Source organism: Pseudomonas sp. R28(2017) (assembly GCF_002112505.1).
Classification (GTDB): domain Bacteria; phylum Pseudomonadota; class Gammaproteobacteria; order Pseudomonadales; family Pseudomonadaceae; genus Aquipseudomonas.
In genome coordinates, this window is sequence record NZ_NEHW01000001.1 from 20,043 (window position 1) to 35,601 (window position 15,559).

A 15,559-nucleotide genomic window follows, 5' to 3' on the forward strand; every position below is an offset into this window, starting at 1 on the left:
GCTCATTGGCGCAGTGCATCGGGCGTATCGACATCGCGCAGCACACCGGCATCCTCGACTGCCAGCCTGACGCAACTGCCCGGATGGGCCCTGACCACCGAACGCGCCCCTTCATCGCCCGTCAGCCGCGCTAGCGCTGGCCAGAAATCACGCCCGAACACTACCGGATGGCCCTGCTGCCCGGAATGACAAGGCATGACTATCGTTGACCCACTGGCCTCGCGTGCAAGCAAACCAAGGGTCCCGAGTTCCACCCAGGGCATGTCCCCCAGCAGAATCGCCACCGCCTGCGCCTTGCTATCGACCAGCGAAGCAGCGCCCGCCGCCAGGCTATGGCCCAAACCCTGCGTGTAATCCGCGCTGGCGATGACCCGGCATGCCGATGGCAACCCCAGTTCCTCGCCCCGCTCGCCGTCACGCAACACCACCCGCACGTCATCGAACACCGCGCAGGCACGTTCGACACTGTGCGCCAGCAAGCTGCGACCATCGGCCATCAGCGCCCGCCGCTTGTCAGCGCCGAAACGCACGCTGCTGCCTGCCGCCAATACCAGCGCCACCACACTCACAGCGCTGCCCGCCCGATTCCGTTGCGCAAGCGCAGGATATCGGCAAGCACTGCCAGGGCAATCTCGGCCGGGGTCTTGCTGCCCAGGTTGAGGCCGATCGGCGCGTGGATGCGCGCCAGCTCGTCGTAGCCCAGGCCGCCGATGCGGTGCAAGCGTTCGCGACGCTTGTCGGAGGTGGCCTTCGAGCCCATCACGCCGATGTAGAACGCTTCGGTACGTACCGCTTCAAGCATGGCCAGGTCATCGATTTTCGGATCATGGGTCAATGCAACCACTGCTGTGTCGGCATGGCAACCGCCATTGGCGATGAACTCCGACGGCAGCTCACGGCGCACTTCGATGCCGTCCAGCACCACGCCCTCGAGCACCTCGTCACGCGGGTCGCAGAGAATGACTTCAAAGCCCATCCCTTTACCGAACTCGGCACAGAAGTGCGCGACGCTGGAGTAACCGGCGAGCAACAGGCGCTGGGCAGCACCGACACGCAAGCGCACGCAGCCGCTTGCACGCTCCACGCGCGGGCCCTGGGCGTGGTCGTCGCTGAGCCGGCGATCGCCTTGCGGCACAGTCACTTCGCGCAGCAGCCGGCGCTGGCCGCGCAGTGCGCCTTCCAGCTCACGCAGGTGGGCCTGCACTGCGCAGTCGGCCGGCAGGTTTTCCACCAGCACCTCGAGCACACCGCCGCAGGGCAGACGAATGCTCGAACGCGTATCGCTGCCATCACCGTAACGCACGATGGCGATCGGCTCGGGGAATTCACCCCGTGCCACACGTTCGAGGAAGTCATCTTCGACGCAGCCGCCCGACAGCGACCCCAGCCACTGGCCGCTGGCGTTGACCGCCAGCAGCGAGCCCGGCGCACGAGGCGCCGAGCCGTAGGTGGCGAGCACCGTGCACAACCACACCCGCTGGCCGCTGCACGACCACTGCAAGGCCTGGCTGATTACCTGAAGATCGAGATGCTGCACGGTTTATTCCGCCTTCAGCTCGGCGAGCTGCTGTACGGTCAGGTCGCCGGGCAGTCCACCCCAGGCCTGGCGCAGGTAGTTGACCATGTCGGTCACTTGCTGGTCGTCGAGCTTGTCGGCGAAGCCCGGCATCGGCTGCATGCGCTCGAAGCCGGTGAACTGCTGTTCACGGATGCCGTCGAGAATCGCCTTGGCCAGGTTGCGTGAGTCATCCTGGCGCAACACGGTATTGCCCTGCATGGCCACGGCAATGTGCGGCTTGCCCTCACCGTCCACACCGTGGCAGCCGGCGCAGACGTTCAGGTACTGCTGGCGGCCACGCTTGGCGCTCTCGGTAAGCTGCTCCAGGGGCACCGCCTCGATCACCTTGGCCTTTGGCGGCTGGTCACCCAGCAGGTACGTGGCCATGGCTGCCAGGTCAGCGTCTTCAAGATGCTGGGTGCTGTGGTGCACCACCGGGAACATCTCGTTGAACATGCTGCCCTGGGCGCTGATGCCGTGCTTGAGGAAGGTGGTCAGGTCAGGCTGGGTCCAGCCACGGTCGGCCAGGTCCTGGGCCAGCAGGCTCGGCGCCAGGTAGCCGGCCAGCAGGCCACCGGTCAGGCGCTTGTCCTGTTGCAGTGCACCGATCGGGTTGCGCGGCGTATGGCACTCGCCACAGTGGCCCATGACCTCGACCATGTATTGCCCACGCTGCCAGGCCGGGCTCTTGCCTTCGGTTGGCTGCAACTGCACGCTCTTGCCGTACAGCATGTTCCAGCCAGTCAGGCCCAGGCGCACGTTGAACGGGAAACTCAGTTTGGTTTCCGGCGCCGGGCGGTTGATCGGCGCGATGGTCATCAGGTAGGCCAGGATCGCGTCCGAGTCTTCCCGCTTGATCAGGTGGTACGAGGTGTAGGGCATGGCCGGATAGAGATTGGCGCCATCCTTGCGCTTGCCCTCGGTCACGGCAGCGAAGAACTCGTCGGCCGTGTAGCTGCCAATGCCGTACTGTTTGTCCGGGGTGATGTTGCTGCCGTAGATGGTGCCGAACGGCGAATGGATCGGCAGGCCACCGGCGAACGGCGCGCCGCCTTCGGCCGTGTGGCAGGCCATGCAGTCGGCCGCACGGGCCAGGTATTCACCCCGCTTGACCTGCGCCTCGTCGGCCGCCAGTGCCTGCGATACGACGGTAAGGCCCAGGGCCAGCGCGAGTGTGCTGCGAACGAACCCCATGCTCAACCCTCCTTGACCAGGCCGAGGTCATTGAGCACCGTGCGGGTGGCGTCGTAGTAACGCACGTACCCGGTGCAGCGGCAGATGTGGTGGCCGAGGCTGGCCTCGATGCGGTCTTCCACTTCGCTCTTCTTCAACGGCTGGCGCTGGGCGGTTTCCACCAGCACCGTGGCGGCGTTGACGAAGCCCGGCGCGCAATAGCTGCACTGGAAGGCGAACAGGTCGACGAACTTCTGCTGGATCGGGTTCAGCGTCAGGTTGCCAGCCTCGTCCTGTTTGGCATGGCCCTCGATGGTACGGACCTTCTTGCCCTCGAAGTAATGCGCGCCGGTGATGCAGGTGCGCACTTCCTCGCTGGTGCCATCGGGGTTGTCGACGATCACCACGCAGGCGTGGCAGATGCCCTGGCCGCAGCCCAGGCGGGAACCGGTGAGGTTCTGGTGTTCGTGCAGGTAGTCGATCATCGCCAGGTCATCAGGGACCTCGACCGGGCCGACCGGTTGACCGTTGAGGGTCAGTTGCAGTGGACGGTTAGCCATTGAGGGCCTCCTTGATACGGGCTGGAGTGATGGGGAGATCGCGCACGCGCTTGCCAATGGCATGTGCCACGGCGTTGCCGATTGCACCGACGACTGGGATCATCACCACTTCGGCGATGCCCTTGGACGGGTCGGTCGGTGACAGCGGTGGGAGGATTTCGCTGGTCTGCTTCCACACCGCCACATCGCGCGCATGGGGCAGGCGGTAGCGGTTGAAGTTCCAGTCGCCCTCCCCGGGCCCACCCTCGTGCAACGGCATTTCTTCGGTCAGCGCATGGCCGATGCCCATGGCGATACCGCCTTCGAGCTGGCCCTTGACCAGTTCCGGCACCAGCACGCGACCACACTCGACCCAGCTGTGATGGTTGAGCACCTGCACTTCATGTGTGCCCTTGTTGACCTTGACCTCGACAATGGTCGCCACCGGGCTGTAGTAGGTGACCATGGCGTTGTTCAGCTGGGTATCCGGGTACGCGGCGTTCTGCCGGTCGAGCAGGTGGTAGCCATGGCTGCTCATCTGCGCTTTCTTGGCATTCACCGCGCCGTCGCCGTACTTCACCGCCACGGCATCGAGCGGGAAGCGTTCGCGCACGCCGTCGATGACGAAGTCGGCCTCGGCCCAGCTCCAGCGGTTGAAGCCGTGCACGCTGACACCGGTGACCAGGCCCATCTCGTGAGCCTTCTGCGCCAGCTGGGCGAACGGGATCGGCGCCAGGCCGTTGCCGGTCAGCTCGCCGTTGACCCACACCGCGTTTTCACGGCGCACCACCAGCGGGTTGGCCTGGCCGCCATGCGGGCCTTGGCTCCAGAGGGCCATGGCCGCTGGCCACAGGCCGTGGTTGAACAGCACGCGAGCCGCTTCACGGGTAGCGTGGCTGAAGTAGAACGCCGAGTTGGTCGCCGACGACGGCGAAGCCAGCTTGCCGACCCAGCGCGGGTTGCGCAGCGCGGCGTCCTGTTCAGGCTGGCTGATCAGGTATGGGTTGCCGCTGGTGGTCAGCTGCAACTCCGGCCATTCGGTGACCGCCGTCTTCACCTCGTCGGCCGAGCGGCCGAGGAAGTCGCTGACCACCAGCGCCTGGGACGTCGACATGCCAGTGCCCAGCTCGGTGCCGATGTGGCGCAGGCTGATGCGGCCATCGGCGCTGAACTCGATGCTGGCCATCGGCGCCTCGGAGCCGGTGCCGAAGTCCTTCTGGCAGATGGCGAAGCCGACGCCGTACCAGTGGTCAGGGTCCTTGGCGTCCATCTGTTGCTTGCGTGCGTCGCGGTTGCGCCACCACTCATGCACGGCCGCCTTGTCGAGGATCTCGTAAAGGCGCAGGGCACCGGCCGGGACCGCACCCTGGGTGTTCTTCATGCCCGACTTCAGGGCGTTGGCGCGGCGCAGGTCGATGGCGTCGACGCCCAGGCGACCGGCAATTTCATCCACCATCATCTCGGTGGCTGCCATGGTCTGCAGGGTGCCATAACCGCGCATGGAACCCGCCTCGACACCGCGGGAGAAGTAGGCGGTCACCGACAGGTCGTTCTGCGGCATGTAGTAGATCGACTGCGCCGCGGTGGCACCCACTGCGGCCACCGACGGGCTGTAGTTGATGCGCCCGCCACCGTCGCAGCTCATGTCGGCGCGGAAGATCTTGAAGCGGTTGTCTTTCTTGTCCACGGCCAGCTGGTAGCGGATGTCGAAGGCATGACGCTTGATACCGCTCTGGAACTGCTCGTAGCGGTCGTTGGCCAGGCGCACCGGCACACCCTCGCCATACAGCGCGGCCACGGCGGCGTAGAAGACGAAGATGTTGTTGTCTTTGGAACCGTAACCCACGGTGTAGCCCGGGTGCATGTTCAGCGTGTTCAGGGCGAAGCGCGACGGCTTGATCATGTGCACGCATTCCTGGGCCGCTTCGAACGGGCACTGGGTCGCGACCACGAAGTGCAGCGTGCCGGTCGCCGGGTCGTACCAGCCGTTGCCGTTGTCCGGTTCCAGCGCGGCGGGCTCGATCGACGGCGTCTTGTAGCGCTCGTCGAACACCAGCCAGTCCTCGGGCGGGTTGTCCAGTTGCTCGCCCATGCGCTTGGCGTAGAACAGGCCCTGCTCGGTCAGGTCGCCGTGCTGGTTGGGCTGCTTCGACCACACCGGTTTGCGGTTGAGGATGGTGGGGAACAGCATGGAGTTCTTCAGGCTGGAGAACTCATCGTCGTCGAACGGCGTGGCGCCGCCCACACGCACGAAGCGGAAGCTGCCATAGGGGTCGCGCTGGTACAGCGGGGCCTGGGCGCCGTAGGTGATCGCCTTGTCGTTGAACTGCAGCTTGCGCTTGGCCTGGCGGAAGCGCTCGAAGTCGTGCCAGATCAGGATCGCCACCGGGTGGCCGATGAACATCGGCACCTGGCCGGGCGGCAGCAGCGGGTCGGGCGAATGGGCCTCGGGCCAGGCGATGCCGTCCTTGGCCAGGTCGGCGGCGGTGACGATACGGTCCGGCTGCAAGTCGGCGCCAAGCAGGCTGAGGTCATGGCCGGTGTAGATGCGGTCGACCTTGGTCGCCTTGAGCAGCAACGCGTGGCCTTGCTGGGCCGGCCAGCCCGGCATGTCCTTGGCGCGGATGTCGCGGGCGAAGACCTTGTTGCCACAGACCTTGGACAGTGCGTCGTTGCGAAAACGCGCCTTGCCGTCATGGTTCATCCACTTTTGCGGCGAGGTGGTGACGCGCTCTTCCATCAGGGCGGCAAATGCCTGGCTGCCAAGGGGCGCCATGGTCACGCCGACACCAGCGATCAGGCCGCCTTGCAAGAAGGCGCGCCGGGAAATATCACGGTTGGACATGCTTGATCCTCTGGGCAGAAGAGTATCTGCCCATCTTTTTCTGATTCTTGTGCGGGGGACTCGGAAGGGTGAGAACCTTGTCGCGCGAGTCAGGAAAAACTGACTTCTGCGTCAACTTTACAACAAGAATATGGGCATAAGCAAAGTCAAGCCGACAATATGTCGCGGTGTTTCGAAGGCCGACACGCGGCAGCGCAGCAACAGCGTTGGCAGGAACGGTTAACCTTGGGTTAATCAACCCCAGCCAGCATGGCCACCATTCCGTACTGCCAAGGCGAAGACATGCGCATCCTTCTGCTCTTCCTGACGTTCCTCCTGGCCGGCCCGTTGCAGGCCAACCCGTTCGACGTCAAACCCGACTTCCTGCCGGTCAACCAGGCGTTCGTGCTGACCCACGACCGCCAGGCCGACGGCCAGATGCGCCTGTACTTCCAGATCAAGCAGGGTTACTACCTGTACCAGAAGCGCCTGAAATTCGACGGTTTGCCCGCCGACCTACAGCCGCAACTGCCGCCAGCACTGAACCACCACGACGAGTTCTTCGGTGACAGCGCGGTGTACCGCGACCAACTGGAACTGCTGATCCCGGCCAATGCCCAGGGCCAGTTGCGCCTGGGCTGGCAGGGCTGCGCCGACGCGGGCCTGTGCTACCCGCCGCAAACCACCGCCATCGACCTGGGCGGCAGTGTGACGCCGGTTGCCGAACAAGCCAGCGACCAGGCCCTGGCCAGCGGCCTGCAGAGCGCCAGCCTGGCCTGGAGCCTGCTGGCATTCTTCGGCCTCGGCCTGCTGTTGGCGTTCACCCCTTGCTCGCTGCCGATGCTGCCGATCCTTGCCGGCCTGGTCCTTGGCAACGGTGCCAGCGCCCGGCGTGGCTGGCTGCTGGCCGGGGTCTATGTGCTGAGCATGGCGCTGGTGTACGCGGCCTTGGGCGTGGTCGCGGCACTGCTGGGGGCCAGCCTGCAGGCGTGGCTGCAGCAACCCTGGCTGCTGGGCAGCCTGGCCGGCCTGTTCATCCTCCTCGCCCTGCCGATGTTCGGCGCTTTCGAGCTGCAACTGCCGGCCGCCCTGCGCGATCGCCTGGACCGCGCCGGCCAAGGCACCCGCGGCGGCAACCTGTACGGCGCAGCGTTGCTCGGCGCACTGTCCGGCCTGCTGCTCGGCCCGTGCATGACAGCACCACTGGCGGGGGCCCTGCTGTACATCGCGCAGAGTGGCGATGTGCTGCAAGGCGCACTGGTGCTGTTCAGCCTCGGCCTGGGCATGGGCGTGCCGCTGCTGTTGCTGGTGACCCTGGGCAACCGCTACCTGCCGCGCCCGGGCGCCTGGATGAACCGGGTCAAGGGCGTTTTTGGGTTCGTGTTCCTGGCCATGGCCCTGTACACCGTGCGCAGCCTGCTTGCCGCGCCCGTGGTACTGGCCCTGAGCGGTGCCTGGCTGATTGCCCTGGGCTGGGCCATGTGGCCGGCCCTGCAGCGCTTGCCGGCGCTGCGTGCGCTACCGCTGCTGGGCGCGTTGTGGGGCGGCTTGCTGCTGGTCGGCGCTGCTGCGGGGGGCGACGACCTGTGGCAACCGTTGCGGCCGTTCGCCGGCGGCAGCGCAGCCGCCACCGTGCAAAAGGCCGACGAGCACTTCGTCACGGTCAGCAGCCCTGAAGCCCTGCAGCGCGAGCTGGACGCCGCCAAGGCCCGCGGCCAGTGGGTGATGGTCGACTACTACGCCGACTGGTGCGTGTCGTGCAAGGTCATGGAAAAGCAGGTGTTCTCCCGCCCCGACATCCAATCGAGCCTGGCCGGCGTGCACCTGCTGCGCCTGGACGTGACCGCCGACTCCGCCGCCAGCCGCGCCCTGCTGCAGCGCTACCAGGTACCCGGCCCGCCCAGCATCATCTGGCTCGGCCCGGAAGGCGACGAACGCCGCGCCCGGCGCATCACCGGTGAGGTGGATGCCGCCGCATTCCTGCAACACTGGACCCAGACCCGGAGCCAAGGCTGATGCTGACGGTAACCCTCGGGCCGCTGACCATGGCCCTCAACCACCTGCTGATGCTCGCCGCCCTCGGCGTGGCCTGCCTGGTTGGCTGGTGGGTCGCCCGGCGTGGCGGCGAAAGCCCTGAATCGGCGCTGTTCAACCTGTTCCTGATCGGCCTGCTGTGCGCCCGCCTGGGTTTCGTGCTGGCCTACTGGCCGATGTACCGCGACGACCTGCTGCAGGTCATCGACATCCGTGACGGCGGCTTCCTGCTCTGGTCGGGCCTGGTCGGCATCGTCCTCGCCACCCTGTGGCAGGGCTGGCGTCAGCCTGGCTTGCGTCGCCCGCTGGGCTGGGCACTGTTCAGCGGTGCGCTGTTCTGGGGCCTGACCAGCCTGGGCAGCCACCTGTACAGCAAGGGCACCGCACTGCCCGAGCTGAGCCTGCGCAACGCCGCCGGCCAGTCCGTGGCGTTGCACGGCTACCGTGGCAAACCGCTGGTAATCAACATCTGGGCCACGTGGTGCCCGCCATGCCGTCGGGAAATGCCAGTGCTGCAACAGGCCCAGGGCGAGTACCCCCACGTGACCTTCATCTTCGTCAACCAGGGGGAGACGCCGGAAAACGTCACCACCTTCCTCGCCACCACCGGGCTGAGCCTGACCCATGTGCTGTTCGACGGTACCGGCGTGCTGGCCCAACGGGTCGGCTCGATGGCCCTGCCCACCACCCTGTTCTACGACGCCGACGGCCGCCTGATCGGCAGCCACCTCGGCGAGCTGTCGCGGGCCAGCCTGCGCCATGCCCTGGAACCTTTCGAGCGGGCCAAGGCGCCCGCCCCCGCCGCACAAGGAAACTGACATGCGATTGACTGCCCTGCTGCCCCTCTCCCTGGCCCTGCTGGCCGCCCCGCTGGCGCAGGCCGAAGACCTGCCCAAGGCGATCCAGCAACTGCAAGCCAAGGGCGCCGAGATCAAGGGCAGCTTCGATGCGCCCAACGGCCTGCGCGGCTATGCCGCCGAGTACCAGAACAACGCCCTGGCCCTGTACCTGACCCCGGACGGCAAGCACGTGCTGGTCGGCAGCCTGTTCGACGAACAGGGCAAGGACCTCAGCGCCGAGCCGCTGCAGAAGCTGGTGTACGCGCCGATGAGCAAGGCAATCTGGGCGAAGATGGAGAAAACCGCCTGGATCGCCGATGGCAAGGACAGTGCGCCGCGCAAGGTGTACCTGTTCAGCGACCCCAACTGCCCGTACTGCAACATGTTCTGGGAACAGGCGCGGCCTTGGGTGGAGTCGGGCAAGGTGCAGTTGCGCCATATCATGGTCGGCATCATCCGCGAGGACAGCCCGGGCAAGTCGGCTGCACTGTTGGCAGCCAAGGACCCGGCCAAGGCGTTGCATGAGCATGAGAAAGCGGGCAAGGCGAGCAGCCTGAAGCCGCTGGACAAGGTGCCGGATGCCGTGCAGCAGAAGCTGGCGGCGAACATGGCACTGATGGAGGAAATGGGGCTGCAGGCGACCCCGGCGATCTTCTATCAGGATGAGCAGGGTAACCTGCAGAGCCAGCAAGGGGCGCCGCGACCAGAGCTGCTTGGCAAGATCCTCGGCAAGCGCTGATACCTCGGTTGCCAGTTCCGGCCTCTTCGCGGGCAAGCCCGCTCCCACAGGGACCTCGCTGGTTCAAGCCTTGCGGAGTACCTGTGGGAGCAACTGTCTTGCTCAATTTCTAGAGTCTGGCGCGATTCCTGTGGGAGCGGGCTTGCCCGCGAATGGGGCGCAAAGCGCCCCCCTACGGTCTAAAGCCCTTCGAGCTCAGCCATCAGGTCACTGAGCCGATCCGCCTTGCCCTCATCCGGCGCACTGCCCTGCAACCCACGCACATACTCGGCCAACTCCTCCACCGTGCTGCACTCGAACATCGCCCGCAACGGCACGTTCAATTGCAGCTGCTTCTGCACCCGCGAAGCAATCTGCGTGGCCAGCAGCGAATGCCTGCCCAGCTCGAAGAAGTTGTCATGCACCCCGACCCGTTCGGCCTTGAGCACATCGCCCCAGATACCCGCCAGCACCGCTTCCAGCTCATCCCGCGGCGCCAGGTAGGCCTGGCTGTGCTGCCCACCGATCTCGATGGCCGGCAGCGCCTTGCGGTCAAGCTTGCCATTGGTGTCGTGCGAAATCAGGCCGATGCTATCTAGTGAAAAAAAGCCGTTCCATCCACTCCTAACAAACTGCAATCGTCCATGAGAGCGAGACCAAATATCTTGAAACAATCTGGCGAAAAGATTATTGGCTAAACATCGCGCCGCCCCCTCTGACACCCAAAAATTGAGAGACATGAAGAAAAAGAATCCTCTGACATCACAAAGAAAACTTTCTTACGCGAGACAAGTATCAAACCTACAAAAATTAAGTCCGCCGCATAAGTAGCCAGAAACAACTTCCCCAAGTAGAAACTTTCCATAGGAAAGCTCCTACACCCACCTCTTCAAACCAAAGATAATTATTACGCCTGCACACCCATGCAAGCCTCGCCGCCGCATTGACAATGAAAAGTCAAACTTCTAAACCTTTAGATGCCCGCACACATCGGGCGACAACAAAAACAGTTAAGGAGACACTATGGAAACTCAATACGGCATCAACATCCTTGAACTGTCCTCCGACAGTAATTGCGATATGGACTCGGAGTTTTTCGGGGGTTCTGGCGGCGCCGGTGGTTGCGGTGGTAGTGGAGGCTGCGGCGGCGGAGGCGGGTGCAGCGGTGGCAGTGGCGGTTCCGGTGGTAGTGGGGGAAACGCTATTGACATCGAAGGCAACACGAACTGATAACCCCATAACTTACTAAGGAGCGAGCGTTCCCAGCAAAACGCTAGGAACGCCCGCATAACGCAAAAGGCAATCCAATGAACGTATTCAGAATCTACAATTACGAGATATTAAATTTCGACCTAGACCCCATGATTTTTTCGAGCACAGGATTCACAAAGATCAAAGAACCCAAAATAATCAGGGCTTTGCAGAAAATGGAGAGCACCCAATCCAAATACATTAAACGCCAGGATCTTGAAGAAATTTTTGAAACTGAGAAGCTTGAACCCATAAGCACGTTAAATTTCCTAAAAACGTTATCAATTCTGGGAGAGAAAGCAGAGCCGCCACACTTTCAGAATGTAATAATTTATCACGACCTAGACGCGCCCCTACCACTAATACAGTTTTACGAGAAAAAACACAGCAACACAATAACAATTAAAAAAATCGAGCACTTTGAAGCACCTAACATCTGCACACCAACGTTATTCGTTTTTGCCTGCCTTAAACTTCGCCCCGACTCAATCAGAAGCATCTACACAAGTCTAACGAAAGAGAACCCGGAGCACGGCATCAGCATCGGATTTACAAGCAATCGTTACTTCCATCTCACAGAAGTGCATGTGCCATCAATAGGAAACCCATGTGCCTTTTGCACTCTCGATCGAATTACATATTATGAATCCAAACGCCTAAGCCAACACCCATGGAGCAAAGTATGGGCCTTTTGCTGCAACAACAACTATGACCTACCTAAAGCAGCAATTGACGACTTCCAGGCTTCATTGATTCTGGGAACCATCATTTCCTTCACAAACAAGCTTACGCAAGCACCAAAGTCCAAGTACACGCAAGACCAGACACTTCTATCCAGAACCATCGACCTGGAGACAGGTGCTACCACCGAAGAAGTAAGCGTCCACTGGCCATTCTGCCAATGCCTAGGTAAATAAGAATGAGTATTAGTCACGACCAGTATTCAAGATTCACCGACTCCAGAGTTCTCGACGAAACATTGGCATTTCATGCCAAAGGAAATTATACGCTCCACGAAGCAACCCGACATCTAAGCACTCTCCATCACATACCCGCTAAAGACCTCCGCAAGCTTACTGGCAAAGAGCTGAAACTCAACACCCTCACAAACGAGGCCGAAGCCCGCGAGTTTCAGTTATCAGCGCTTCCCTTGGATCATCCCCTCATAAGAAACGAGTCGTGCGATCACTTCCGTGAGCGCCACCTGCACTTTGATACCGTTCGCAATCTAATTGCTCCCCTTTTGAAAAAAATCGGATCAAACCACAAGCGCGGCTACCCGAGCGCTGGAGCAATTTTTCCAATTGAAATATTTTGCATCAATCTAAATAATAGAATTGAACAGTGGCCAACTGACTGCATGGCCCTGCATCTGCTCCCAGCATCCCAAACATTTGAAATACACAGCACAAACATCAATATAAAACAGCTCACTCAAGCTATTACTCCACAAAACCCAGAAATCGGCGCACCTGCCCTAGCACTTATCTATGTGATTTATCTGCCTAAAGCATTGTTCAAATATCGATATCGAGGTTACCGCCACGCATTAATGGAGGCGGGCTCGCTGTACATGCTCACAGACCTACGCTGCAAAGAATTAAATTTGGATAGCAGACCTTGGTCCGCCTTCACAGACCATCAAATAACAAAACTCTTGAACCTCAATCCAACCCTATTCCTGCCGACATGCATCCAATTGATAGGTTAAATCAATGAATATATTCAATGAGGTTCATCATCCTTCGTCTCCTGATTTCGAACTGCTTCGCCCAAGCGCGGTAACACACCTACCCCACAGCGTAGAGTGCGGCAGTCGCTGGCAAACCTACGGATCCAGTAGCGGTTGGTCTGCGAAGATAACGGTCTGCGCCAGAGGTGAGCATTTCGAGCGGAAGCATTTTTACTTGGACATCCCGGTCGACGACACCGAGAAGCTTGCCGATGGACTGAGCAACCAAGAACTTGACGAGTTCACGGAGGCATTCCTGCAGACATCCACATACGGCTCAGATACAGAACTTCAATCACACGTCTTCGATCGCACCACCGTGCACAGAGTAATCGATTTTACCTCCTGCAAAGTCCCAACGGCCTGTCTTTCGATAACAGAATGTAGAAACAATATTGACAACAAATATTACCCAATGCGGGACACCTGCGGATGCAGCGCGCATGAGAACATTGAAAGTGCCATATTTGGCGCTGCCAAAGAAAGTCTCGAACGGCAATTCTTGCTACGATTCTGGCTCACCCTTAAATTTAAAAAACGTCTTGACCATCACGAAGCCTGTGCTCTCCTAGAGTTACGACCCAGTTCAACCCTCTTTCGTGAGCTATCAAAGTCTGGGGATATTCTCGTTCTAGACCTCACTGACGGGCGTTTTCCAGGCGCCTGCATTCTTCTCTGCTATGGCAACATGCGTGCCGAAGCCAAGGTCCAATATTGCGCAGGCATGTCATATTCAGACACTGCAAGCAACGCGCTTGAAAAAGCTGTCCTTGAACTCTGGCAAACGTTCCGTTACATGCAGTCCATTGACAACTTAGCCAGTGAGCCTAAAGACCCCTACCTTAGACATTTCCTTGCTTGCAACAACTACAAAACTTACATAGAAATGTCTACAGCCACCCCTTACGATGACTGTGAAGCGCTTACTACCAAGCACCCACCATTAGATTGCCAAACACTTCTGAGCACACTCAGATGCTTAGAGCTGAACGGTTACATCTACCTATCCAGACTGACATCCAATCATCCAACAATATACTTTTGCAAATATTTCTCACCAAACCTGTTCCTCCACATGAACAATGCGAATCATTTCAACCTGAAGAACAGGTACTCCGCCGATTTCCTCAATCAGGTTATCGCACGCCAATCATCTCGAATGGTACCCTTTCCATGACCAGCCACTTAACACCCATTATCATCAATACAAAAAAAGTACTCCACATCACGCGAATCTTAACCCTAGAGCACCTGAGAGAACCCACAGCCCTTATATGGTCAGCCATCGCTCCCTGCCTACTATTCTTGTTGACACAAGGTCATGCAGAAGCAGAGTCCGCCCGTAATGAAGCTTACATTCTCTCCGCATCGTGGTTTTTCTCGTACATCTCTGCAAGCATTGCTTTTTTTGGATTCAGTTTTTACCTGATCGGAAGACGTGAGAGCGGTTTCACCAGGTCCTTCATCTACCAGCCCGACGCTATTAGGCGCTTTCTGGCAGCTCACTTCCTCAGTTATTCCACGGTAAGCGTGCTCTACGCGGCACTCTTTTACCTTCTCACCAAACCGCTGTATGGCGATTACAGAATTGCGGAACTGCTATACGTGACCGCATGTTTTTACACCAGCTTCTTGACATTCAGCTGCATCGGACTTGTCATAGCCGCGCTACCCATTAAATTCAATACAGCCAGCACCTTATTTTCACTATTATCATTTCTCATGTTACTCTCTGGATACTTAGGATCCGCTCAGTCTCGCGCCGCGCCTCAGAGCCTACTCTCTTTAAACCCACTGCAATTGAGCAGCAAAATTTTCAACCATGAAATCCCCCTGCTGACTTCCTTCTGCATCGCGCTCGCGGCGCTGCTCACCGGACTTTACCTCACTGGGCGACACTTCAGGATCCAACCTGTCTGGAGCAGATACTAAATGAATCTACTCAGCTTAATAGACCTGTGCTTCAGCTATGAAGACATGCCGCTAATGAAAGAAGTAGCACTCAACCTAGAACCAGGGGAATTGATAGGCATTTTAGGGAACAACGGCACCGGCAAAACAACATTATTTGATCTTATCTGCAATATAAAAAAACCTTCAAGCGGACACATTTTCAACTCAGCAAAGAGACAAATTTATCTTACCCAAATCCTTACACCTCCACCCTTGCTACGCATGAGCGAAACAGGTGATCTCATCAGGCACCTGAACTCATCCATTGTCCCTACCCAAAGCGAAATGCTGGCCCGCTTAGCAAGATGGTCACCGTCACTTTACAAACGGTACAGCTTAATCTCCCAGAAAAAAGTCGCCCGCTGCAGCTACGGCGAGATCCGCAGCTACTTCACGCTTACGCTTTTACTGCTAGAGAGCGATTTGATCATCCTCGACGAACCGACTGCAGGCGTGGATGCAGAATTCCGGCATTTCATATGGCTAGCCATTAACAGTGCGCGCCAAGAAGGTGCGAGCGTGCTGGTATCCTCCCATTACACCGAAGAGATCGCGGCAAATTGTGACCGCTTCTACATGCTTGCAAACCAGCGGCTTGAGGCGTTTGATAGCGGCGGAGAATTTATGTCGCGTTACAACGCTTCATCACTCGATGAGGCATTCATCAAAGCGTCCTCTCATGAGGATTGACAGGGTAACCTGCAGAGCCAGCAAGGGGCACCGCGACCAGAGCTGCTTGGCAAGATCCTCGGCAAGCGCTGATACCTCGGTTGCCAGTTCCGGCCTCTTCGCGGGCAAGCCCGCTCCCACAGGGACCTCGCTGGATCAAGCCTTGCGGAGTACCTGTGGGAGCAACTGTCTTGCTCAATTTCTAGAATCTGGCGCGACTCCTGTGGTAGCGGGCTTGCCCGCGAATGGGGCGCAAAGCGCCCCCCTAC

General features: G+C 59.8%; 13 protein-coding genes and 1 pseudogene. 8 read left to right on the forward strand and 6 right to left on the reverse strand.

Translation table 11 applies throughout. The annotated features are described in order from the left end of the window. Positions 1 to 2 precede the first annotated feature (2 nt). From CAF78_RS00095 to CAF78_RS00115, 5 genes are read right to left on the reverse strand one after another with little or no spacing between them, the layout of a single operon-like run. Positions 3 to 569 carry an NTP transferase domain-containing protein gene (locus CAF78_RS00095; RefSeq protein ID WP_085673136.1) on the reverse strand — a complete coding sequence of 189 codons (567 nt, stop codon included), beginning with the start codon at positions 567 to 569 and terminating at the stop codon, positions 3 to 5. Continuing rightward, positions 566 to 1,537 (reverse strand): XdhC family protein, encoded by a 972-nt coding sequence (locus CAF78_RS00100; protein WP_085673138.1) that lies wholly within the window; start codon positions 1,535 to 1,537, stop codon positions 566 to 568. Before CAF78_RS00100 ends, CAF78_RS00095 begins: the two co-directional genes overlap by 4 nt. A gap of 3 nt (positions 1,538 to 1,540) precedes the next feature. Further along, positions 1,541 to 2,752, reverse strand: a complete 1,212-nt coding sequence (locus tag CAF78_RS00105) for a cytochrome c (protein ID WP_085673140.1) — start codon at positions 2,750 to 2,752, stop codon at positions 1,541 to 1,543. 2 nt (positions 2,753 to 2,754) lie between these two features. Beyond that, the gene (locus CAF78_RS00110; protein WP_013973477.1) at positions 2,755 to 3,291 is read right to left on the reverse strand and encodes a (2Fe-2S)-binding protein; all 537 of its coding nucleotides are present in this window, start codon (positions 3,289 to 3,291) and stop codon (positions 2,755 to 2,757) included. Then, complete coding sequence (locus tag CAF78_RS00115) at positions 3,284 to 6,115, reverse strand: xanthine dehydrogenase family protein molybdopterin-binding subunit (protein WP_085673142.1); 2,832 nt, start codon at positions 6,113 to 6,115, stop codon at positions 3,284 to 3,286. Before CAF78_RS00115 ends, CAF78_RS00110 begins: the two co-directional genes overlap by 8 nt. A 282-nt stretch (positions 6,116 to 6,397) precedes the next feature. On the opposite strand from CAF78_RS00115, the gene dsbD reads away from it, so the two are divergent. The 3 genes from dsbD to dsbG are packed head-to-tail and all read left to right on the forward strand — an operon-like array spanning position 6,398 to position 9,706. Beyond that, positions 6,398 to 8,110 carry a protein-disulfide reductase DsbD gene (gene dsbD, locus CAF78_RS00120; protein ID WP_085673180.1) on the forward strand — a complete coding sequence of 571 codons (1,713 nt, stop codon included), beginning with the start codon at positions 6,398 to 6,400 and terminating at the stop codon, positions 8,108 to 8,110. After that, complete coding sequence (locus CAF78_RS00125; RefSeq protein WP_085673144.1) at positions 8,110 to 8,946, forward strand: TlpA family protein disulfide reductase; 837 nt, start codon at positions 8,110 to 8,112, stop codon at positions 8,944 to 8,946. Before dsbD ends, CAF78_RS00125 begins: the two co-directional genes overlap by 1 nt. Position 8,947: 1 nt before the next feature. After that, positions 8,948 to 9,706 carry a thiol:disulfide interchange protein DsbG gene (gene dsbG / locus CAF78_RS00130; protein ID WP_085673146.1) on the forward strand — a complete coding sequence of 253 codons (759 nt, stop codon included), beginning with the start codon at positions 8,948 to 8,950 and terminating at the stop codon, positions 9,704 to 9,706. A 179-nt stretch (positions 9,707 to 9,885) separates the two neighbouring features. On the opposite strand, the pseudogene CAF78_RS00135 reads toward dsbG, so the two are convergent. Continuing rightward, positions 9,886 to 10,302 (reverse strand): annotated as a pseudogene (locus CAF78_RS00135) (phosphopantetheine-binding protein); the annotation flags it as partial. Positions 10,303 to 10,992: 690 nt separating this feature from the next. On the opposite strand from CAF78_RS00135, the gene CAF78_RS00145 reads away from it, so the two are divergent. Genes CAF78_RS00145 through CAF78_RS00165 form a run of 5 tightly spaced genes read left to right on the forward strand, consistent with a single transcriptional unit; the run spans position 10,993 to position 15,311 of the window. Further along, on the forward strand, positions 10,993 to 11,853 hold the full coding sequence (locus tag CAF78_RS00145; protein WP_085673153.1) for an McbB family protein: 861 nt from the start codon (positions 10,993 to 10,995) through the stop codon (positions 11,851 to 11,853). A gap of 2 nt (positions 11,854 to 11,855) precedes the next feature. After that, complete coding sequence (locus tag CAF78_RS00150) at positions 11,856 to 12,647, forward strand: SagB/ThcOx family dehydrogenase (protein WP_085673155.1); 792 nt, start codon at positions 11,856 to 11,858, stop codon at positions 12,645 to 12,647. A 4-nt stretch (positions 12,648 to 12,651) separates the two neighbouring features. Continuing rightward, entirely contained in the window at positions 12,652 to 13,845 is a 1,194-nt protein-coding gene (locus CAF78_RS00155) for a YcaO-like family protein (protein WP_085673157.1), read from the forward strand. After that, positions 13,842 to 14,600, forward strand: coding sequence for an ABC transporter permease (locus CAF78_RS00160; RefSeq protein ID WP_085673159.1), 759 nt, complete (start codon positions 13,842 to 13,844; stop codon positions 14,598 to 14,600). The genes CAF78_RS00155 and CAF78_RS00160 overlap by 4 nt, the downstream gene beginning before the upstream one ends. Further along, positions 14,601 to 15,311 (forward strand): ATP-binding cassette domain-containing protein, encoded by a 711-nt coding sequence (locus CAF78_RS00165; RefSeq protein ID WP_085673161.1) that lies wholly within the window; start codon positions 14,601 to 14,603, stop codon positions 15,309 to 15,311. Positions 15,312 to 15,559: the final 248 nt, after the last annotated feature.

Bases quoted from the DNA above. Each gene is read 5' to 3' on its own strand.
- CAF78_RS00155 (WP_085673157.1), top strand. From the start codon at position 12,652: ATGAATATATTCAATGAGGTTCATCATCCTTCGTCTCCTGATTTCGAA.
- CAF78_RS00125 (WP_085673144.1), top strand. From the start codon at position 8,110: ATGCTGACGGTAACCCTCGGGCCGCTGACCATGGCCCTCAACCACCTG.
- CAF78_RS00115 (WP_085673142.1), bottom strand. From the start codon at position 6,115: ATGTCCAACCGTGATATTTCCCGGCGCGCCTTCTTGCAAGGCGGCCTG.
- dsbD (WP_085673180.1), top strand. From the start codon at position 6,398: ATGCGCATCCTTCTGCTCTTCCTGACGTTCCTCCTGGCCGGCCCGTTG.
- CAF78_RS00165 (WP_085673161.1), top strand. From the start codon at position 14,601: ATGAATCTACTCAGCTTAATAGACCTGTGCTTCAGCTATGAAGACATG.
- CAF78_RS00145 (WP_085673153.1), top strand. From the start codon at position 10,993: ATGAACGTATTCAGAATCTACAATTACGAGATATTAAATTTCGACCTA.
- CAF78_RS00110 (WP_013973477.1), bottom strand. From the start codon at position 3,291: ATGGCTAACCGTCCACTGCAACTGACCCTCAACGGTCAACCGGTCGGC.
- dsbG (WP_085673146.1), top strand. From the start codon at position 8,948: ATGCGATTGACTGCCCTGCTGCCCCTCTCCCTGGCCCTGCTGGCCGCC.
- CAF78_RS00105 (WP_085673140.1), bottom strand. From the start codon at position 2,752: ATGGGGTTCGTTCGCAGCACACTCGCGCTGGCCCTGGGCCTTACCGTC.
- CAF78_RS00160 (WP_085673159.1), top strand. From the start codon at position 13,842: ATGACCAGCCACTTAACACCCATTATCATCAATACAAAAAAAGTACTC.
- CAF78_RS00150 (WP_085673155.1), top strand. From the start codon at position 11,856: ATGAGTATTAGTCACGACCAGTATTCAAGATTCACCGACTCCAGAGTT.